This is a genomic window from Saccharopolyspora pogona, from assembly GCF_014697215.1.
GTDB classification, from domain to species: Bacteria; Actinomycetota; Actinomycetes; order Mycobacteriales; family Pseudonocardiaceae; genus Saccharopolyspora; species Saccharopolyspora hattusasensis.
The window spans coordinates 2,478,412-2,498,707 of the sequence record NZ_CP031142.1 but is presented as its reverse complement, the minus strand read 5'-3'; the positions used below and the strand labels follow the sequence as shown (position 1 = coordinate 2,498,707).

The 20,296-nt window shown below is 65.5% G+C and carries 19 protein-coding genes and 4 pseudogenes; 12 read left to right on the top strand and 11 right to left on the bottom strand.

Annotation, left to right across the window (positions count from 1 at the left end):
• Positions 1-171 precede the first annotated feature (171 nt).
• A complete protein-coding gene (locus DL519_RS11400) occupies positions 172-651 on the bottom strand; it encodes a hypothetical protein (protein ID WP_190824612.1) in 480 nt (159 codons plus the stop codon).
• A gap of 611 nt (positions 652-1,262) precedes the next feature.
• Positions 1,263-1,679 (bottom strand): IS200/IS605 family transposase, encoded by a 417-nt coding sequence (gene tnpA / locus DL519_RS11395; RefSeq protein ID WP_190814552.1) that lies wholly within the window; start codon positions 1,677-1,679, stop codon positions 1,263-1,265.
• Between tnpA and DL519_RS49875 the strand changes: the two are divergent.
• The 3 genes and pseudogenes from DL519_RS49875 to DL519_RS49870 form a co-directional block, all read left to right on the top strand.
• A pseudogene (locus tag DL519_RS49875) lies at positions 1,660-1,746 on the top strand (hypothetical protein); the annotation flags it as partial. The gene tnpA and the pseudogene DL519_RS49875 sit on opposite strands and share 20 nt — an antisense overlap.
• Before the next feature lie 26 nt (positions 1,747-1,772).
• Complete coding sequence (locus tag DL519_RS11390; RefSeq protein WP_223838792.1) at positions 1,773-2,087, top strand: zinc ribbon domain-containing protein; 315 nt, start codon at positions 1,773-1,775, stop codon at positions 2,085-2,087.
• Positions 2,088-2,116: 29 nt separating this feature from the next.
• Positions 2,117-2,548: a Mu transposase domain-containing protein gene (locus tag DL519_RS49870; protein WP_397545046.1), complete on the top strand. Its 432-nt coding sequence runs from the start codon at positions 2,117-2,119 to the stop codon at positions 2,546-2,548.
• A gap of 105 nt (positions 2,549-2,653) precedes the next feature.
• On the opposite strand, the gene DL519_RS11380 is transcribed toward DL519_RS49870, so the two are convergent.
• From DL519_RS11380 to DL519_RS11365, 5 genes and pseudogenes are all read right to left on the bottom strand, one after another.
• On the bottom strand, positions 2,654-3,076 hold the full coding sequence (locus DL519_RS11380) for a DUF6924 domain-containing protein (protein ID WP_223838790.1): 423 nt from the start codon (positions 3,074-3,076) through the stop codon (positions 2,654-2,656).
• Positions 3,077-3,392: 316 nt separating this feature from the next.
• A pseudogene (locus DL519_RS46210) lies at positions 3,393-3,596 on the bottom strand (hypothetical protein); the annotation flags it as partial.
• 130 nt (positions 3,597-3,726) lie between these two features.
• Entirely contained in the window at positions 3,727-4,857 is a 1,131-nt protein-coding gene (locus tag DL519_RS11375; protein ID WP_190814546.1) for a 2-oxo acid dehydrogenase subunit E2, read from the bottom strand.
• Positions 4,858-4,890: 33 nt separating this feature from the next.
• The gene (locus DL519_RS11370; RefSeq protein ID WP_190814544.1) at positions 4,891-7,221 is read right to left on the bottom strand and encodes a transketolase-like TK C-terminal-containing protein; all 2,331 of its coding nucleotides are present in this window, start codon (positions 7,219-7,221) and stop codon (positions 4,891-4,893) included.
• A gap of 156 nt (positions 7,222-7,377) precedes the next feature.
• A complete protein-coding gene (locus tag DL519_RS11365) occupies positions 7,378-8,607 on the bottom strand; it encodes a trans-sulfuration enzyme family protein (RefSeq protein ID WP_223838788.1) in 1,230 nt (409 codons plus the stop codon).
• 256 nt (positions 8,608-8,863) lie between these two features.
• On the opposite strand from DL519_RS11365, the gene DL519_RS11360 reads away from it, so the two are divergent.
• The 7 genes from DL519_RS11360 (at position 8,864) to DL519_RS11330 (ending at position 14,892) form a co-directional block, all read left to right on the top strand.
• Positions 8,864-9,454, top strand: coding sequence for a helix-turn-helix domain-containing protein (locus DL519_RS11360; RefSeq protein ID WP_190814542.1), 591 nt, complete (start codon positions 8,864-8,866; stop codon positions 9,452-9,454).
• A gap of 540 nt (positions 9,455-9,994) precedes the next feature.
• Entirely contained in the window at positions 9,995-10,714 is a 720-nt protein-coding gene (locus tag DL519_RS11355; protein WP_397544944.1) for an amino acid ABC transporter ATP-binding protein, read from the top strand.
• 48 nt (positions 10,715-10,762) lie between these two features.
• On the top strand, positions 10,763-11,665 hold the full coding sequence (locus DL519_RS11350) for a glutamate ABC transporter substrate-binding protein (RefSeq protein WP_190814538.1): 903 nt from the start codon (positions 10,763-10,765) through the stop codon (positions 11,663-11,665).
• Between the two features lie 67 nt (positions 11,666-11,732).
• Positions 11,733-12,383: an amino acid ABC transporter permease gene (locus tag DL519_RS11345; protein ID WP_190814536.1), complete on the top strand. Its 651-nt coding sequence runs from the start codon at positions 11,733-11,735 to the stop codon at positions 12,381-12,383.
• Positions 12,380-13,270, top strand: a complete 891-nt coding sequence (locus tag DL519_RS11340; protein ID WP_190814534.1) for an amino acid ABC transporter permease — start codon at positions 12,380-12,382, stop codon at positions 13,268-13,270. The genes DL519_RS11345 and DL519_RS11340 overlap by 4 nt, the downstream gene beginning before the upstream one ends.
• Before the next feature lie 27 nt (positions 13,271-13,297).
• Entirely contained in the window at positions 13,298-13,951 is a 654-nt protein-coding gene (locus DL519_RS11335; RefSeq protein WP_223838786.1) for an MOSC domain-containing protein, read from the top strand.
• Entirely contained in the window at positions 13,948-14,892 is a 945-nt protein-coding gene (locus DL519_RS11330) for a PDR/VanB family oxidoreductase (protein ID WP_190814532.1), read from the top strand. The genes DL519_RS11335 and DL519_RS11330 overlap by 4 nt, the downstream gene beginning before the upstream one ends.
• A 242-nt stretch (positions 14,893-15,134) precedes the next feature.
• On the opposite strand, the pseudogene DL519_RS11325 reads toward DL519_RS11330, so the two are convergent.
• From DL519_RS11325 to DL519_RS11310, 4 genes and pseudogenes are all read right to left on the bottom strand, one after another.
• A pseudogene (locus DL519_RS11325) lies at positions 15,135-15,631 on the bottom strand (transposase); the annotation flags it as partial.
• Positions 15,632-15,665: 34 nt separating this feature from the next.
• The gene (locus DL519_RS11320) at positions 15,666-16,418 is read right to left on the bottom strand and encodes a GIY-YIG nuclease family protein (RefSeq protein WP_223838784.1); all 753 of its coding nucleotides are present in this window, start codon (positions 16,416-16,418) and stop codon (positions 15,666-15,668) included.
• A 162-nt stretch (positions 16,419-16,580) separates the two neighbouring features.
• Positions 16,581-17,351 carry an ABC transporter permease gene (locus tag DL519_RS11315; protein WP_190814530.1) on the bottom strand — a complete coding sequence of 257 codons (771 nt, stop codon included), beginning with the start codon at positions 17,349-17,351 and terminating at the stop codon, positions 16,581-16,583.
• Positions 17,348-18,034 (bottom strand): ABC transporter ATP-binding protein, encoded by a 687-nt coding sequence (locus tag DL519_RS11310; RefSeq protein WP_223838782.1) that lies wholly within the window; start codon positions 18,032-18,034, stop codon positions 17,348-17,350. The genes DL519_RS11315 and DL519_RS11310 overlap by 4 nt, the downstream gene beginning before the upstream one ends.
• A 102-nt stretch (positions 18,035-18,136) precedes the next feature.
• On the opposite strand from DL519_RS11310, the gene DL519_RS11305 reads away from it, so the two are divergent.
• Both DL519_RS11305 and DL519_RS11295 read left to right on the top strand, forming a co-directional pair.
• Positions 18,137-18,322, top strand: coding sequence for a hypothetical protein (locus tag DL519_RS11305; RefSeq protein WP_190814528.1), 186 nt, complete (start codon positions 18,137-18,139; stop codon positions 18,320-18,322).
• Positions 18,323-18,542: 220 nt separating this feature from the next.
• Positions 18,543-20,070: pseudogene (locus DL519_RS11295) on the top strand (IS1380 family transposase).
• The last annotated feature ends 226 nt before the right edge of the window (positions 20,071-20,296 follow it).

Below are 20,296 nucleotides of genomic sequence, written 5' to 3'. Positions count from 1 at the left end.
CAGCTGCAACCGAACCGACTCAGACCACCAGCGCCCGAGGCATGTGGATTCCGGCCTTCGTACGCGGTGATGCCCGTCCCGGCCCAGGAGTACGCGAACTTGTTCTCGAAGCGAAGGCTGGCCACCGCCTCTCCGGGGCTTCCCCAGGAAGCCATGTCAGTGTCCAGCACGCTAGTCCTCAAATAAGCGAGTCGGTCTCGGTAGCGCGGCCGTAGCTGTGTTGATCTTGTTTGTGCCTGATGTGGGATGTGTTGGTGGGTGGGTGAAGGCGCGCTGGTGAGCTGGATTTGCTGTTGTTGTGGCGCTCTGGTCGGTGTTTGGCGCCAGCCGGGTACCACCACCGGCCACGTTGTAGGCCAGGTTCAGAACATGATCAGACTCGTGATACGGCAGGTGCACCTTCAACAACTCGAGATCGTCATTGATCCGATCAACCAGGCCCAGCTTGACCACCAGCCGGTGCAGCGCCGCGATCCCCCCGAAACACGTGGCGTCAATATTTCCGCCGACCTCGGAGGACACCTTTCCCGAGGTCGGCATCGGGGCCGACTGCGCACCCCAATGCCCCGCACGCGCGTGACGCGCCGCCACCCGGCGCCGGCGCCGTGTCGCGTTCCGCCGGCTCTGTTCATGGGGTATCTTCTTCACCACAAAGGCCTTTCTTGTCCGGGCTGCGTTGAGGTCGCAAACCCAGGCAGGATAAGGCCTTTGCCCTATTCCGGTCCCATCCACCACAACAGACACGCTTGCTCAAGGACTAGGCGGGGTCCCGGCAGGCGAGATCCGTTACGACAACGTGTCGTCGGCGGTGCGGCGAGTCTGCTTTGGATGGTCGAGGGTTGAGACAGAGCGCTGGGTGTTGTTCAAATCTGCCTATGGCATCACGAGTTTCTATTGCATGCCAGGCAAAGAAGGTGCGCACGAGAAGGGCGGCGTCGAAGATGAAGGCGGCCGGTTCCGGCGCCGCTGTTTCGTCCCGTCCCGAAGATCGCCGATATCTCAGGCCTGGCGCAGCTGAACGAGAAGCTCGCCGCCGCCGATCTGGCCGAGGACGCCCGTCACATCGACCAACGGGCCGGCACGATCGGGCAGGACTTCGCGCTGGAGGCGCCGCTGCTGGCGGCGTTGCCGGTGGACGAGTTCGACATCGCGCTGACCACGACACCGCGGGTCGCCCGCTACCGGAATGCGGGCCAGTGCTCCGCCCTCAGGGCGGGGGTGAAGGCCCGCGCTGGGAGGACCGTCAAGGACCGAGCAGTGCCTTAAGCCGGACGGTTCTGCTGCTCGATGTACTGCTTCACGACGCTCAGCGGTGCCCCGCCGACGGAGCCTGCGAAGTACGAGCCCGACCAGAGTTTGTTGGCTCGGTAGTAGTGGCGTACGAGGTCGGGAAACACCTGGCGCAGGCGCCGGGAGGACACGCCCTTGAGGGAGTTGACCAGGCGGGCCACGGCGACCTTGGGCGGGTAGTTGACGAGCAGGTGGACGTGGTTGTTCTCGCCGTTGAACTCGACCAGCTCAGCCTCGAAGTCCCGACACACGTCCCGCATGATCTGCTCCATCCTCGACAGGTGCCGGTCGCCGAACACCTTGTGCCGGAACTTCGTCACGAAGACCAAGTGAACGTGCATCGCGAATATACAGTGTTTGCCGGTTCGAATGCCTTCGAGTTCAGCCATAAACCAATGGTGCAGTGCACTCGTGCGGCTCCGTTTCAACTACCGCGTGTATCCGACGCCGGGCCGGCAGATCGAGTTGGCTCGGGCGTTCGGGTGCGCGCCCGGTACGGGCGGACGTTCGGCCGGGTGGACCGGTACTTCCTGTCCACCCGGATGTGTTCGGCCTGCGGGCGCATCAACGACAAGATGGCCCTCACCGTCCGATCGTGGGACCGCCCGTGCGGCAGTCACCACGACCGGGACGTGAACGCAGCGAAGAACGTGTTGGCCGCCGGGCAGGCGGACAACGGAAACGACCGTGGAGCGCACGTAAGACCGGGACTCGTCCGGGCGGCGCGCAGGGAAGCGGTAACCCACCCGGACGCCGCGCGGTCCACGCGCAGCGTGGAGGGAATCTCCGTCCTTTAGATTTAGGACGGAGAGGATGTCAATCCAGGATCACCGTCCGCCAGGCCCTCTACTCGGTGCCCGCCCGGCTGATCGGGCAGACCGTGCGCGCGAAGCTCGGCGCGGAGGAACTGGTGGTGCTGCACGGCGTCGAGGAGGTCGCCAGGCATCCGCGGTTGACCACCAAAGGCGGGCAGCATCTGGTGCTGGATCACTACCTTGAGGTGCTGGCCGGCAAGCCGGGCGCGCTGCGCGGGGCGACCGCGCTGGCCCAGGCCCGACAGAAGGGTTGGTTTACCGCCACAGGAGCCCGTTGCAAAATCGCTCCGACTGCGGACCGTGATCGACTGATCACGGCTGAGATGGTCGCTGATGGTCGAACGGCGACAACCGAGGCTGATTTGGTGGGTCGATTCCACCGCTTTCGCCGAAAACGCAACAGACTCCCAGAAAGGGGCAATGGGCCGGGAACTCGCGGGTAGAACGATTACCGGGCGACGGTAATCCGCCGCGCCAGCCGCCGGGCGCGGCCGGTCTCACCGCTCACCAACCGACGTCCCGGTGGCATGGCGCTCCCCTTCGGCGGCCTACGCTTCGTCGTCCCGCCAGTCGCGGATGTCCATGTTGCGCAGCGCCAGGTTGGCCACCATGCCCCCCACGACCTCGGGGTCCACCCGGAAGGAGAACCCGATCTGGTCTTCCAGAGGGATCACGAGGACGCGCTGGCCGGGCTCGCGCATCGTGGTGGCGTCGGCGATCAGCACCGAGACATCCTCGGAGGTGGCGCCCCGCCACGCGGGATCCTCGGCCACGATCAGGCGCCGGGAGATCGACGCCCGCGCCACCGCCTCGGCCGCGTCCCCTTGATCGGACCGGCGCATGCCGGGGAGCTCGCCCATGCGCCAGAGCACGTCTTCCCAGACGTCGTCGTCGCTGTCGGTGCGCACCAGCAGGATCCCGGGCACACGGGACTCACCGTCGCCGGGAGGTAAAGGAAGCGGAGGACGCATCAGCAACACCTGATCGAATCGGGAACGAATCCCCATAGTTCTAGCACCAGGCGACGACAAACCCTCGCACGCGGACGAGCCGACCGCCAGCAGAACCGCGTACGCCCGCCTCCTCGGCGAGAAGGCCTACTCCTCGTCCGCGATCCGCGCCCACCTGGCCCGGCGCAACATCAAGGCGCCCATTGGCCAGCCCCGCGACCAGCGCGAGAACCGCCGCAGGCGCGGATCGCGGGGTAGCCGGGCCCCCGGCCTTCGACCGAGCGGGCGCCTGTCGTGAGTGGCTGTTCCGGTAAGGACCGGCATTGGTACTCACGACCCCACGCTCATAGCGCCCAGATCTACGGCCGCACCGGCCACAGCGGTCCCGCCCCCGCCTACGCACGTGCACCACCACTTCGGCGGTCTCGTCGAACTCGACATCCTCGATGACCGTGCGCCGGTCGACGCCCACCACAACACGCCAAACCGGCCTTCGGCACGCCGTTCTCCGCTCCTCGGTTCCTGACTCTGGACAAGCCAGAAACCTAGACGAAGCAACGGCGTGCCCCCGTCTCCGGACCCAAAAACCCAACTCAAACCGCCCACAGAAACGTCACAAGAGCCGAACGTTCTGGTGTTTGTCACGCGACGTGGAAGGCCTTGCTGAGCTGCTACAACTCGGTGTCGAAGTCTGCGTGTTCGACCCGGTTCTTGATGGTGGTGAGGAATCGTGCCGCGTCGGCGCCGTCGACGAGGCGGTGGTCGTAGCTCACTGATAGGTACACCATCGATCGCACGGCGAAGCTGTGCCCGCCCAGGCCGTCGGGCATTGGGACGACGCGGTCGACGACCGCGCCGGTACCGACGATCCCGCTCTGCGGTTGGTTGATGATCGGGGTGTCGAACAGTGCGCCGCGGCTGCCGGTGTTGGTGAGCGTGAAGGTTCCGCCGGTGAGCTCGTCGGCGCTGATCTTGCCGCTGCGGGTCCGGTCGGCGAGGTCGGCGATCGTCAGCGCGATGTCGGCGATGCTGAGCTCGTCGGCATCGCGGATGACCGGGACCAGCAGGCCGCGCGGGGTGTCGACGGCGATGCCGAGGTTGCGGGCCGCGTGGTAAGTCACCTCGGTGTGGTCGGGGCTTACCGAGGCGTTGAACATCGGGTACTCCTTCAACGCCTCGACGATGGCTTTGGCGAAGAACGGGAGGAACGACAGCTTGGTGCCGGTGCGCCGGTGGAACTCGTCCTTGCTCCGGGCCCGCAACTGGGCGAGCTTGGTCACGTCGGCTTCCAGCACAGTGGTCAGCTGCGCGGAATTCTGGAGGGACTCCACCATCCTCTTGGCGATGGTTTGGCGCAGCCGGGACATCTTCTCGACCCGGGGATCGCTGCTGTTGGGCACCGGCGTTGGGGGAGCGGCGGGCTCGGCCTGTTCCGGCGCGGTTGCGGGCGGTTCCGACACAGCCTTTGGGCCGGGAACCGGTGCGGCCTTGGCCGGTTTGGGGGCGGACGCGGGTGGCGCTGACACGACCTGTGGGCTGGGGACTGATACGGCCCCGCTCACGGCCACGGGGGTGATGACGGCCAGGGGCTCGCCGACAGAGACCGTGGAGTTCTCCTCGGCCAGCAGTTGTTCGACTGTGCCCGCGAACGGTGCAGGAATCTCGGTGTCGACTTTGTCGGTGGCCACTTCCAGCAGTGGTTCGTCCTTGCCGACGGTGTCGCCGACCTTCTTGAGCCAGCGGGTGATCAGGCCCTCGGTCACGTTCTCACCGAGCGCGGGCATCTCAACGCGAGAGGTCATCGTTCTCTTTCCTCGCTGCGCTTTCAGGAAGATTCAGTCGGACAGGTCGAGCGCTGCGCGGACGATGCTGTCTACATCCAGTCCGTGGTAGCGGTAAACGTCTTCGATGGATCCGGATTGGCCAAAGCGGGTCACCCCCAGCGCGGTCGTGGCGACGCGGTTGATGGTGGCCAGGAACGTCAGCGTGTGCGGGTGACCGTCGAGAACGGTGACGAGGGGCGTTGCCCGGTCCGCGGGGAACACCTGGTCCAGGATCCACGATTCGGCCTGTTCGTGGCCCTGCCGGGCCCGCACTGCCCGGTACAGCAGGTCGGGGCTCGTCACGCACACGACGTCAGCGGCGACGCCGAGCTGCTCGAGCCGTTCAGCCGCCAGCAGCGCTTCCGGCACCACGGCACCCATCGCGGCGACGGTGACGGTGACGGTCGGATTGTCCGAGCGCCGCAACGAGTAGGCACCCGCCACTACTTGGCGGCGCCGTCTTTCCCTGGCGGCGGGATCGGTGGGGACCGACGCCAAGGTCTGGTCGACGGGGCGGGTGGACAGTCGGAGGTAGGCCGAACTGCCGTCCGGTTTGCCGAGCCGGCTGAGGCTGGCCAGCAGGGTCCACTCGGTGTCGATGGCGAACGCGGGTTCGTAGGTGACACATCCGGGTTGCTCGAGACCAATCGACGGTGTCTTGATGGACTGGTGCGCGCCGCCTTCCGGTGCCAGCGACACACCTGACGGAGTCCCGACCAGGATCGACTGCCCACCGGCGTAGATGCCATACGACCACGGCTCGAGAGCTCGCTCGACGAAGGGGTCGTAGAGGACTCCGATGGGCAGCAACGGCTGTCCCCACCGGCTCCAGGTGGCGCCGAGCTCGCCCAGGAGGCTGACCAAGTTGGTTTCGGCGATGCCCAGCTCGATGTGCTGACCGGTCGGTCTCTCCCGCCAGTGCAGGATGGTCTCCGCGTCGTCGGCGAACCAGTCCCGGCGCTCGCTGGGCGACCATACACCAACCTTGTTCACCCACCCGCCCAAGTTGGTCGTGGAGCTGACGTCCGGGCTGACGGTGACGACCCGGCGGGCGGCATCCGGTGCAGCACGGGTCAGATCGAGCAGGACTCGGCCCAGCGCCGCTTGGGTCGTGGCTGTGCCAGCCGGCGTGCGACCGATGTCGGTCGGCAGGGACGGGGGAGTCTGAGGAGTGCGCTCAGGGCGACGCAGGCGCTCGGCGGTTTGCTGACACAGCATCTGCGCCGCGCTGTCGGAAGGGAACCCACGCCAGGGGGCGTCCACATCACCTCCTGTCCGCTCGGCGAGGTCCCGCATCTGGGCATCGTTGAGCAGCGCCGAGTGGTTCTGCGGGTGGCCCTTCGTTGCCAGCCCGTATCCCTTGACGGTGTAGGCGAAGATCACCGTGGGCCGGGTGTCGTCGATCGATGCGAAGGCGCCGTCCAACGCCTCGAGATCGTGGCCACCGAGATTGGCAATGGCTTCCACCAGCGTGTTGTCATCGATGTGTCCGACGAGCGCGGCGATCGCGGTGTTGTCGGGACCGTCGCCCGGCAACCGGTGGCGCAGCTCGTCGGCGTCGCAACGCAGCAGCCGCTGGTACTCGGGGTTGGCCATCTCGTCGATTCGCCGCCGCAGTTCAGCGCCACCGGGCCTGGCGAACAGGCCCTCCATCACGCTTCCGTACTTCAGCGTGATGACCTGCCAGCCCGCGGCGGCGAACATGCCTTGCAGCTTGTCAGCGGCGATGTTGGGCACGACGCGGTCCAGGGACTGGCGGTTCAGGTCGACGATCCACACGACCTCTCCCAGGTCGGCGACACCGGGATCGAGCACGGCTTCCCAGACCGCGCCTTCGTCGAGCTCGGCGTCGCCTACCAGGGAGTACTGCCGACCGGTGCCGGCGCCGCTGAAGGCGGTGTCCACGTAGCGACGTGACACCGCACCCCAGAGCGGCGCGGTGGCGCCGATGCCCACTGAGCCGGTCGAGTAGTCGGCGGGATCCGGATCCTTAAGACGGCTCGGATAGCTCTGCAAACCGCCGAACTCCCGAAGCCGTGGCAGGTACGAGGCATCCAGTTCACCGAGCAGGTAGTTGATCGAATGGAGCACCGGCGAGGCGTGCGGTTTGACCGACACCCGATCCTGCGCGCGCAGATGTCTGAACCACAGCGACGTCATGATCGACACTATCGAGGCCGAGGACGCCTGGTGGCCACCGACTTTGAGACCGGACGGGTTCGGACGGACGAGGTTGGCGTGGTGGATGATCGCGCTCGACAGCCACAGAACACGGCGCTCGATTTCGCGGAGCACTTCGTGCTCAGCATCGGACGGGTGGGAGGTAAGCACTGGGCTGCTCATGATGTCTCACCTTCGAAATCAGGCATTCTGCGATCCAGCGACGGGGCATCGCGCTGAGCCGGATATGGAGATGTCTCGCCGTGTCAAGAGCGCAGGGAAGACCTCGCTGTGATCTGGCCAGGGCCAGTCGCCGACATCGGCATGGGGACCAGCTGGCTACGCCGTGGTGGGAATGGCTTGCAGGAGGTCCTGCCACAGGTCTTCGACGTGCTCACATCCCACGCTCAGCCGCAGCAGCCCTGCCGGAACGTGCTCTTGACCAGGGTGCTTGGCTCGTCGTTCGATCGTGGACTCCACCCCGCCGAGGCTGGTGGCGAACGCGATGATCTGCACCGCGTCGCAGGCCGCGTCCGCAGTCGTGGCGTCTGCGAGTTCGAAGCTGAGAACGGCACCGAACCCGGTCATCTGCTCGGCCGCGAGCTTGTGGCCAGGATCGTCGGGCAATCCCGGGTAGTGCACGCGCTTGACCGCAGGATGCGCGGTAAGCCGCTGTGCGAGCTCGTGAGCCGAAGCCTGGGCTGCGGTCAGGCGGACGCTCATGGTGCGGATTCCTCGCAGCGCCAGGTAGGACTCCAGCGCTCCCGGGGTTGCGCCCGCGAAGGAGCGGCGCCGGGCAAGCGCGTCCTGCTTCGCCGGGTCGTTGGTGACAGTGATACCCATCAGCAGGTCGGAGTGGCCGCCCATGAACTTGGTGGCGCTGTGCACGACGAAGTCGGCGCCGAGGCTCAGTGGCTGTTGCAGCAACGGCGTGGCGAAGGTGTTGTCCACAACAACCTGCACTCCCGATGCGTGTGCAGTAGTCGTGATGGCCCGGAGGTCGCAGATCTCGAGTAGTGGGTTGCTCGGAGTTTCGACCCAGAGGAGGTCTGCGCCGTCGAGGTGATCGGCCAGTGAATCCGGCTGCGCGAGGTCTACGGCCTCCAAGCGCCAGCGGCCGAGTTCGTGGCCTTCCTCGAGTAGGTGGCGGGTCCCCATGTACACGTCACGGGGAAGCAACACCTTGGCCCCGGCGGGGAGTGTCTCGAGCACAGCCGCGCATGCGGCCATCCCGGAGGAGAAGGCCAGTGCGGAGCCGCCTTCTAACCGCCCCACCACGGACTCGAAGGCCACCCATGTCGCCGTGCCGTCCGTACGCGCGTAGCGCCGCGGTCCACGTACCCCTCCGGTGTTGGAACCGTGGTCGCCGTCATCCTCTGTTCCGAGCTTGCCGCCCTTCTGGGAGCGGAAGTTCGAGGCGAGGGTGATGGGTGGATTCATCGGGTTGCCCGCGTCCTTGTCCGGCCGACCCTCTTCGATGAGGACCGTCTCCGGCCGAAGCTCCCACGCTGTCGTTTCACGGGGGGATTCATCGGCCATCTCGCCTGTCCGGCTTGCCTCGTTGGACACCGTTTCTCCTTCGATCGGAACCGAACCGTGTGGGGATCAGAAGGCTGTCGTCAGCTGCCTCTCGCGCTCGGCATCCGCGGTCTGCCGGTCCGCCAACTTCGCCGCCCATTTCCTGGGCGTTGCCCAGCGAGCCGCTAGGCCTCTCCCGGTGCGGATACGAGGTCGCCTAGTTGGCGAACAGTTTTGACTACGAGGCAAGAAACGTCAACCCGGGAAGCAGACGCTTGCGGGACAGTCGCTTTGACTGAGAGGCATAATGCAGGACGTGCTGGATCCGGGACAGACCGAGAAGCTGATCGCCCAACGCTTGCTGGAGGCGCGGCATCGAAGGGGTTGGACGCTTGCCGAAGCCGCTGAGGCCAATGGGGTTTCCGTGACTCACCTGTCGCGCCTGGAGCGGGGTGAGCGACAGCCCTCGATCGGTGTCCTCATCCAGCTGGCCCGGTCCTACGGATTGCCGTTGGGACAACTCGTCGGCGAAGAACCGCAAACGGCCTGCCACGTCTTCCGGGGCGACGAGGCTCCGCTGCACGACGGTCCGGATTACAAGTACGCCGCACTGAGTGGGATAACGGGACTGAACCTGTTGGAAGCGATCCGCCTGGAGCTCCCTGGCGGCTCTCGGACCAGCCGGGCTGCGCAGCACGTTGGAGAAGAATGGCTGCTCGTGCGCTCTGGCCGAGTCCGCGTGGAGATCGGCTCTGAGAGCTTCGATCTCGAACCCGGAGATGCCGCCCACTTCGATGCCCAAAGCCCGCACCGGATCTGCAATCGCGGGCGGGCGCGCGCGACCGTCTTCATCGTCTCGGCCGGCTCCCCGGCAAGGAGGGGAAACGGTCACAAGTGACAGCAGCGTTGCGGGGCTCGAGCTGCGGACCGTCGTAATTCCGGACCTCGGCGCGTGGTAGGAGGGGCCGCAGGGCTGTATTCACGGGCTGGATCTTGTCCAGTTGCCCGGTTGGCGAGTCGAGGTTGAGTCCTCCGCGTGAGTGCCTGGCGTTCGAAGAAGGCTGACATGGTCCAGCGTGGGATGAGGCTGTGCGGACGCGGTTCGGCCGCGGCCGTCGCGCGACCTGATGAGTGTTGAGGGGTTCGGCTACCCGTCGGCAGTAGTGCCTAGTCCTCTGCTGTGCGGGGCCTGCGTGTGTTCAGTGACGGCTCACTTGTAGGACGCCCACTCATCTCCATCTAGGCAAAATTTGTTGCCTCTGGGGCTTGTGCAGAGTTTGTCTGAGAGGCAAACTCTGTCCAACTTCACGTCCCGCATCGCACAGGTGGAGCGGGCCATGTCATCTCCTTCCGATGCGGCCGCCAGTGCGTGGCCGAAGGGCTTGGTGGAAGCATCATGAGGAAGTTCCCCGTGGGCGGTTCGACTGGTCTCGTGGCCTTGGCCGACGTCAACAAGCGGTTCGGCGAAGCCCATGTGCTCAAGGACGTCAACCTGACCATCGGCAGGGGCGACGTCATCGTCGTACTCGGACCATCTGGTTCCGGGAAGTCCACGCTGTGCCGCACGATCAACCGGCTCGAGCGCATCGATTCGGGTGTGATCACCATCGATGGCGACCCGCTGCCCGCTGAGGGGAAAGCGCTCGCCCAACTTCGTGCCGACGTCGGTATGGTCTTTCAGTCGTTCAATCTCTTCGCGCACAAGTCCGTTCTCGAGAACGTCGTGCTGGGGCCGGTCAAGGTACGTAAGGTCGATCGGACCGTGGCCGAGAAAAAGGCCGTGCGGTTGCTGGAAAGGGTAGGTGTCGCCGATCAGGCGAACAAGTACCCGGCCCAGCTCTCAGGCGGCCAGGAGCAGCGGGTGGCGATCGCACGGGCGCTGGCAATGGACCCGAAAGTCCTCCTGTTCGACGAACCGACGTCTGCACTGGACCCCGAGATGGTCCAAGAGGTCCTGGACGTGATGACAGACCTCGTGGAGCAAGGCATGACGATGGTCGTCGTCACCCATGAGATGGGCTTTGCGCGTCGCGCCGCGGACCGCGTCGTATTCATGTCCGACGGTGAAATCGTCGAGGAGACGGATCCCGACGCGTTCTTCACCGCCCCGTCGTCCCGGCGCGCACAGGACTTCCTGGGCAAGATCCTCACCCACTGAGCGCTGGAGTTCCCGCGATCCTTGTCCATTTTTGAAAGGACATGCCCCATGAAGATCCGAAACTTGTCCATCGCAGGTGCTTTGGCTGTCATCCTCGTGGCCACCGGGTGCGGGAAAGAGGGCACTCCAGGGGGATCGGCAGCCGGTGCGTGCGGTCCGCCGGCACCGTTGCCTGTCGCCAACGGCATCAACCTCGCCGACAGTCCGACCTTCGCCAGGATCAGGGGCCGCGGGCACGTGGTGGTCGGTGTGAAGGCGGACCAGCCCGGCCTCGCCTACAAGGATGCGAGTGGAAATCGCTGCGGCTTCGACGTAGAGATCGCACGATTGATGTCGGCAGGTCTCGGCTTCGATCCCGGGTCAATCGAGTACAAGGAGATCCCCTCGGCGAACCGGGAAGCGGCGATCCAAGCGGGCGAGGTCGACTACTACGTCGGCAGCTACACCATCAACGACAAGCGCAAGGAACAGATCTCCTTCGCCGGGCCGTACATCATTGCCGGCCAGAGCCTGCTCGTGCGTAAGGACGAGAAGGACATCACCGGGAAGGACACCCTCAAGGGGAAGAAGGTCTGCTCCGCGACGGGGACGACCTCGATCCAGCGGGTGAGGGATATGGGCTTGACCGAACCCGGGAACATCGTCGAGTTCAAGACCGGCTCGGAATGTGTTTCCCAGCTGCTTGACGGCAAAGTGGACACCAACACCACAGACGACGCGATCCTGAAGGGGTATGCGGCGGCCTCGCCGGACGAGCTGAAGTTGGTCGGGGAGACGTTCAGCGAGGAGAAGTACGGCATCGGCCTGGCGCTGTCGGACAAACCGCTGCGGGAAGCGATGAACGATGTGCTGGCCAAGGCCGGCGCTGATGGCACTTGGCAGAAGCTGTACGACTCGACCCTGGGCAAGTCCGGGATCCCGGCAGTTCCGCCGGCGCCCGAGCGGTACTGACAATCCGCGGCCCGCGCACGGTCCTGTACCCGTTGCAGATCTTGTCCTCATTCACCACGGAGCGGCGATGTCCTCTGTTCTCTTAGACAACTGGGAACTGTTCCGGATCGGTTTCCTGACCACGATCAAGCTGTTCCTGGTCGCCGGGGCGCTGAGCTTGGTGCTGGGAACGCTTCTGGCGGCCTGCCGAGTGTCCTCGTTACCGGCACTGCGAGCGGTCGGCACCGGTTACGTCAACACGATGCGCAGCACTCCGCTGGTGTTGGTGTTCGCCTTCCTCGTTTTCGCCGCTCCGAAGATGGGAGTCGAGCTGCCCTCCTTCTTCTGGGCTGCGATCGCGGCGCTCACCGCGTACACGAGTGCCTTCATCTGCGAGGTGGTGCGGTCGGGTATCAACACCGTGCCTGCGGGGCAGGCGGAGGCCGCGCGCTCGGTCGGCATGACATTCCTCCAAGTCCTGGGGATCGTGGTCTTGCCGCAGGCCTTCCGCGCGATCATGCCACCGCTGACGAGTACGGCGATCGCGTTGCTGAAGAACACCACTATCGCTGCTGGATTCTCGGTGGTGGAGGCCGGATCGATTCCTGCGGCGATGGCTGAGCGCGGGGAGAATCAAATGGTCACGTTGTTCTGGATCACGGTCGGTTTCCTGATCCTGATCCTTCCGCTAATGCTCGCTCAGCGGTGGGCCGAACGACGGGCGGCGGTGCCGGCATGAACCACGTGCTCTACGACGCACCCGGCCCGCGGGCCGTGGTCAGGAACAGGATCGCCGATGTCGTGGTGGTGGCTGTCCTGGTTGTCGCGATCGGCTGGATCATCTACCGGCTGTACGAGTCCGGGCAGTTCGAGCTGCGCCGGTGGGAGCAGTTCCAGTACATCGCGATTCAGCGGCAGCTTCTCGAAGGCTTGTGGAACACGCTGCGGGCAGCGGGAATCGCGGCGGTCCTCGCGATCGTGTTCGGTGCGATGTTCGCATCGGCACGGATCAGCGACCATGTCTGGATCCGGGTACCGGCCACGGTGGTGGTCGAGACCTTCCGCGCGGTTCCGATGCTGATCCTGATGTTCTTCTTCTACTACGGATCCCTGCAGTACGACCTCGGTTTGTCACCGATGTGGGCGGTCGTGCTCGGGTTGACCCTCTACAACGGATCGGTACTCGCTGAAGTCTTCCGAGCCGGCCTCGTGGCGGTCCCGGTCGGACAGCGAGAAGCCGCGTACGCGATCGGCTTCCGGAAGAACCAGGTCGTCCGGACGATCCTGCTACCGCAGGCAGTGCGAACGATGCTTCCAGCGATCATCAGCCAGCTGGTCATCCTCCTGAAGGACACCTCGCTCGGCTTCATCATCACCTACAACGAACTCCTCTACGTGGGGCGGCAGATGGGGGCTCGCCAGGAGTTCGGGTTCCCCTACATTCCGACGTACATGGTCATCGCAGTTGTTTACATCGGACTGTGCGGATTGCTGACCCTGCTGGCGAACCGGCTCGAGGTCAGAGGTCGACGGGCGGTCAAGACGGCGCGTTCGCCGCTCAGTAGTGATCTGCCTGCCAACCGGGACACTGCACGACCGGACAAGATCCCAATGGGCAAATCTTGACACGTTGTTCCCGCTGGCGTGAACCGCGTGGCAGACGATGTGCTGGCCGATCAGGCGTCGGCCCGCGATCGAGCGACACGCCCGGGGTACGAGATCGGGAAGGGGCAAGGACTGACCGCGATGAACGATCCAACACGAGGCGAAGCTACCGGCCAACCATGGCGCGGAGAGGTGTGCGCTGTCTTCGCCGCCGAAACGGCGGGTGTCGAGATGCACGCGGTGACCTCAGCGCAACTGGTTGCCGGTGTGGGTATGTCGGGGGACAGGTACGCGTTCGGCAAGGGCCACTACTCGCACCTGTGGCACCCCGACCGCCAGCTCACGTTGATCGCCCAAGAAGTGATCGACGACGTCGCCCGTGCCATCGGTGAGCCGATCGAAGGCGTCGAGTTGCGGCGCAACGTCGTCACCCGCGGAGTTCCCCTCAACTCGCTAGTCGAGAAGTACTTCGCCGTGGGGGAAGCCATCGTCTACGGCGGTCGACTCAACGTGCCGTGCAGATACCTGGAACGGCTGATCGACAAGAAGGTGTTCGAGCCGCTGCTCGGGTGTTCCGGCCTCAACTGCCAGATCCTGCGTGGCGGCACGGTCCGCCCCGGAGACGTCGTGCGCCCTCTCCGCCCTGGCGAGGAGAACGCGATCGAGGTTCCTGTGGCTTTGGTGGGGAAGGACGCCGGATGAGTGTGCGGTTGTTGATGGCCGCTCGGCTGAAGGCCGAATCGTGGCCAGCGTCCGACGTCCGCGAACTGACCTTCGAGCCAGTCCACAGAACCGAGTTCCCCCCGTTCATCCCGGGAGATCACGTCCAGCTACAGCACCAGAACGGGACCACGCGAGATTACTCGCTCATAGGGTCGACCAACGATCTTTCCACCTACCGCATCGCGGTTCGCAGGGAGAGCGATGGCCGCGGCGGCTCAGTCTTGTTCCAGGACGAGTTGGCGCTGGGGGATCTGGTGTTCGTATCCTACCCGAAAGAAGGTATGCGGATCGACTCCGCCGCTGCGCACCACGTGTTCGTCGCTGGCGGGATCGGGGTCACGGCGGTGCTGGGGCTGCTGGGCGGATTGCCTCGTGGAGCGGCGAGCGAAGTCCACTACTGCGTACGCAACCGCGTCGATGCTGCCTACCAGGATGTCCTGGGGCACTCAGGTGCGAAGCTGGTCCTGCACGAGTCCAGCGCAGGTGGCCGGCTGGATGTACTGACCTTCGTGAAGGACTTGCCTCGGGAGGCCACCCTGTACTACTGCGGTCCACCGAGCCTCATGGCCGCGATCGCCGACGCCACATCCGACTTCGACCCGGCGCGCGTTCGCTGCGAGAGTTTTACCGGTGTGACAACCGAACCGGGGGAGAAGCTCGGCGATGTTTTCGACGCATGGCTGGTCCTGTCGAAGCGAGTGATTCGCGTCCCTGAGGACGAGTCGCTTCTGCAAGCGGTGCTGCGCGAGAACGTGCCCGTCGACTACTCGTGCGAGGGCGGTGCTTGCGGCAGCTGTGTCCTCGAAGTGGTCGACGGGGAGATCGACCACAGAGATCTGTGTCTGAGCGAGGATGAACGTAAGGAGGTGATGACCTCGTGCGTCTCACGAGGACGCGGACCGATCTCGCTGCGGGCCTGACCGTGGGGCTAGTGCGGAATCAAATCCGTGCGGTCGGGCACTGGCGGTAAAGGACGGCAAGAGAACGGACATGGGAGGCCCTCCCGGGCCGAATCGCGTCGACAAATCCGTCCCCTCACCGGTGTGGAGCCGGGAAGTGGATCGGATGGCGGGAGGGAGTCGGCTGAGGAACGGTCCTAGGCAGGTTGGTCCCGTGCCCGAACGTATGATCGCGAAGCTCGGGAGCAGCCGGCTGAAGGTGACTATCGCCGTGGCCGCACCGTGGGGGTGTTTCTATGGTTTTGTCGAGCGGCGGCTGGGGGTGCTGCTGCTTGGGTTGTGCGTCGGGTCGGCTGGTAGAGGGTCTTGTTGCGGAGCATGGCGAACAGGACGTCGCAGCGGCGTCGGGCCAGGCAGATCAGGGCGGCGTTGTGCTTTTTGCCCTCGGCTCTCTTCCGGTCGTAGTAGGCGCGGCTGACCGGGTCGGACAAGGCAGCGTACGTGGCGGAAAGAACGCGCGTTTGAGCTTGCGGTTGCCGGTGCGGGCTGGGTGTTCGCCTCGGATGCTGCTGCCGGAGGGATGGGTGACCGGGGCGAGGCCGGCGTAGGCGGCCAGGTGCGCGGAGCTGGCGAATGCCGAGGCGTCGCCGATCTCCAGCAGGATGCGGGTGGGGGGCCTGACTCCGGTGCCGGGCATGGACGTCAGGACCTCGGCAAGAGGGTGCGCATCAAGGATCCCCTCGACCTCGGCCGCGAGGGTGATCTCCCTTCGTGACGGGGAAAGGGCTTGGCCGTTAGTTGCGGTTCAGGCCGTGCCTGCGTGTGTCGAGGGCGTGCTTGAAGTGGCTCTCGGCCGCGTCGATCTGCCGGGTGGGAGTCGCTGGGTCGAACACTCGCAGCAACGAGAATCGGAAGGTCGCCGGATTGACGTTGCGCAGCTCGACATTGCCGCCATGACCGTTGGCAGCGTAGGCCTCCCAGCGTTGGTGGATGCTCTCTGCGCCGTCGGCTTTGCCGACGTACTGACGTCCGTCGCGGGTGTCGGTGATCAGGTAGACGCCTGTCACCGACGTCAGTGCGGTGCGCCAGGAGGTGTAGCGATGTTCGCGCATCACGGCCTGGAGTTGGGCGTAGTCCAGAGCGAGCCGGTCGAAGCCGGGGAACGGCTCCGGCTTTGCGTCGGCGATCTCCATGACCGGGTAGCCGGCGGCCGTCGTGGCGTTGATCCGCCAGGTGCGCGGTGATCTCCAGCCGATCACCAGTCGGTTCCTGAGGTCGGCCAATTGCTCGGAGGCGACGAGGTCGAACGTGCGCAGCGTCCCATCGTTGGATATCTCGCCGTGGTTTTCCAACACCGACCAGAGCCGGGCCCAGTTGCTGCCCTCCCGGATGAACACGATCCAGGTACGGGGCGGAACGACCGGGAATATGTGTGGTTTCGCGGACTGCTGGCTCGTGTACTGCAGGATCTCTGCGTCGGTGGAATCCGCGTGGATGCCCGATAAGCCGCTGTCCTCGTGCTCGCACGCGTAGGCGTGGCGGATCACATGAGCCTCGCCGGGGTCGACGCCGGCGAGGATCGTAGGCCTTCGGAGCGACTTTGACAGGCGATCTGCTCAGCGCTCCGCCGACTTCAGGCTGCGCCATCACCTATCGGCAGCGTCCCGAACTGTATTCGCGTTCTCGCGTGCCCGGCCGCCTCGCAGAGGTCACCGCGGTTGCTGAAGTCGGTGTGCTGAGGTGTCGAAGAGCGCTCGTTGGGCGAGGTGGCTGGCGACGGCGGCGGCCACGGTTGCTGCGGCCAGCAGCATGTACATGACCACGATCTGGTAGCGGATGGCGGTCAGGGGGTCGACTCCGGCGAGGATGAGTCCGGTCATCGCGCCGGGCAGGCTGATCAGTCCGACGACTTTGGTGGAGTCGATCGCGGGCAGGAGTGCGGTGCGGGCGGCGGAGCGGCGGTGTTGGGCGAAAGCGTCCTGGACTGTCATACCCAGTGACAACCGGGCCTCGATGGCGGGGCGTGCTTGACGGGTGTCTTCGGCGAGTCGCAGCAGGGTCAGGCCGGTGGCCTGCATGGCGGTGGAGACGATCATGCCGCCGATCGGGATGACGACCTCGGGTCGGGTGGGCAGGATGCGGACCAGTAGCAGGCTGCTCAACGCTACGAGCGACCCGGCTGTGATCGCGAGAGTGGCCAGTGCGGGGGCGCGGGGCACGGCGCGGCCTCGGCGCCCGGCGACCTGTCCGGCGATGAGGATCATCACCGCGACCCAGCCCAGGGCGCCTGGTAGCCCGGCATGCTGGAACAGCAGGAGCAGGACGGCGCCGGCCGCGGCCAGTTGCACGGCTGCCCGGACGGCAGCGAGAAGCATGTCTCTGCTCACCGCGAGCCGTTGGTGGGTGGCGACGGCGACCGCGATCGCGATCAGCACCACGGACATCGCTACGTGCAGCCAGGTCACGCTGGTGAGGTTCATGGAGCGGTCTCCTGGTTCCGGATGACATCGGGTGGTCCGCAGGCGCGGACGTGGCCGTTGTCCATGACGATCACGTGGTCGGCGACCCGGTCGACCTGGGCGGTGTTGTGGCTGACGAGCACCGCCGTGCCACCGCGGTTGACGTGGGCCCGGACGGTGTCGTCGATCGCGGCTGCGCTGGCTGCGTCCAGTGCGGCGGTGGGCTCATCCAGCAGCAGCACCTCCGGCTCCAGAGCCAGAGCGCGGGCGAGACAGACCCGTTGAGCTTCTCCGCCGGAGAGCCCGGCGGTGGTGCGGTCGAGCAGCGAGGACGGCAGCCCGACCCGCGACAGGAGGCAAGCCACGTCCGCCCGGCCGAGTTGCGGGCGGCCGAGCCGGATTTCGTCGACAACCGAATCGCTGAGCAACACCGGCTGCTGGGCGACCAACTGCACCCGGCGCCGCAGATCCAGCACATCATGCCGGGCCAAGGGGATCCCGCGGAAGGCGATCTGCCCGGTGTCGGGGTCGTCGAGCCGGGTCAGCAACCGCAGCAGCGTCGACTTTCCCGCCCCGCTGCGCCCGACGACGGCGGTACAGGCTGCGGCGGGGATTCGCGCGCTCACGTGATCGAGCACCGGCGTGGCCTGGCGCCGCAGGACCACGTCGTCGATCGCGAATACGGAGTCTCCTTGCACCGTCACGCCCCCACCCGTGTCCTGTCTGCTGGAACGATCCTTGATATAACCACGGTTTCAATGTAGCTCTAGTTGCATTGACCGGATCACGTTCCGTTCGAGGAGATCGTGCCGCGATGGTGGCAGTTCCGCGAGACGTCCCTTGCCGCCTCCAACATGGTCCTCGGGCTCCGCTACGCGCCGACACGCTTCGTAGAGGCAAACCTGTTGTCGGCGGTCGGCACGGCCGAGGCCGAAGAGCACCGCTGCTGGGTGAAGAGCACGATCCGCAACGATCCGATGTGGTCGTCATGAACCTCCTCCAACGCTGGGATTCCGGGGGAGAGGCAGCGGGAGATCATCAACGACCATCCCGAACCCAGCTACACAGCTGCGCGTGCCAGAGACATTCTGACCGCGACACTAGTCCTTCATCAAGCGTGTCGGGTGGGTAGATCCGGCCTGAGATAAGGCAAAGGCCTTATCCTGCTTGGGTTTGCGACTCCAACGCATCCCAAGAGGAAAGGCCTTTGTGGTGAAGAAGATACCGCACGAGCAGAGTCGGCGGAACGCGGCACGCCGACGGCGCAAGGTGGCGGCCCGGCATGCACGTGCGGGACACTGGGGCGCGCAGTCCAAGCCGATGCTGCACTCGGGCACGGTGAGCTACGAGATCGGCGGGAACGTCGACGCCACGTGCTTCGGCGGGATCGCGGCGGTGCACCGACTGGTGACCAAGCTCGGTTTGGCCGAGCGGATCAACGACAGTCTGGCGTTGTTGAAGGTGCACCTGCCCTACCATGAGTCCGATCACGTGTTGAACCTCGCCTACAACGTGGCCTGCGGCGGCACCCGGCTGGAGGACATCGAGCGGCTGCGGCATGACACCGCCTACATGAACGCGCTGGGCGCGGACCTGATCGGCGGATCCGACCACGGCGGGGGACTTCTGCCGTCGGTTCGCCAAGGATGACGTGGTGGCGTTGATGGAGGCGATCAACGCGGTGCGCCCGCAGTTGTGGACGGGTCGGGGACGAGACCTACTGGGTCCGATCGCCTACCTCGACGTCGACGGCACGATCGTGCCCACCGGCGGGGAGCACAAGGCCGGGATGGACATTTCCTACAAGGGAATCTGGGGGTATGCGCCGCTGATCGTGTCGCTGGCCAACACCAAGGAAGTGCTGTATCTGGTCAACCGGCCCGGCAACGCGCCCAGCCATCAGGGCGCGGCGCAGTGGATCGACAAGGCGATCGAGTTGGTGGCCCCGCACGCCGAGCGGGTGTGCCTGCGCGGGGATACCGACTTCTCGTTGACCGCGCACTTCGACCGCTGGGCCGAGAAGGTTGACTTCGTCTTCGGCATGGACAACAACGCCGCGCTGCGCTCCCGCGCCGAAGCGCTCGACGAGGCCTGCTGGAGCCGGCTGCAGCGGCCCGCCGCCTACGAGCCGCGCACCGGAGGGACCCGTGCCCGCAGGGAGAACCACAAGCAGCGGATCGTCACCGAACGCGGGTATGTCAACCTCGAACTCAACCACGAGGACGTCGCCGAGTTCACCTACCAGCCCGGCAAATGCCGGCGGCCCTACCAAGTGGTCGCGGTGCGCAAGAACATCAGCAAAACCCGCGGCGAACAGGTCCTGTTCGACGAGATCCGCTACTTCTTCTACATCACCACCCGCACCGACCTCACCGCCGCCGAGGTGGTGGCCTGCGCAGGCGACCGCTGCGATCAGGAAAACATCATCGGACAACTCAAATCCGGCATCCAAGCCCTGCGGGTACCGTTATACGACCTGATCTCCAACTGGGCCTACATGGTCATCGCCGCGCTCGCGTGGAACATCAAATCCTGGTTCGCGATGATGATGCACCGAAAACACCACCGGCGCGACTACATCCGCATGGAATTCCGCCGCTTCCTCCACCACATCATCCTCATCCCCGCCATGGTCATCCGCCACGCCCGCAGCATCACCATCCGGCTCATCGGCTACCAACCCAGCCTGGACCGACTCTTCAGCACCTGGAACACCATCGAACGCACCCGCTTCGGCTAACCCACCACCGGTTACCAGACTTCACACCCGACCACCGCGCACCCGCGGTGGCGACAACGCCTGCCCGAACCCCGAAATCGGCGCCCAGCACCCACCCGAGCGCCACGACACCGGCCCATACGAGCCCCACAACGTCCCCCACCACTCATCGGCGTATCCCACGCTCACGCCAACGTGATCATTTCGGCTACCACCGCCCCACAGAGACCGACTCGCTTATTTGAGG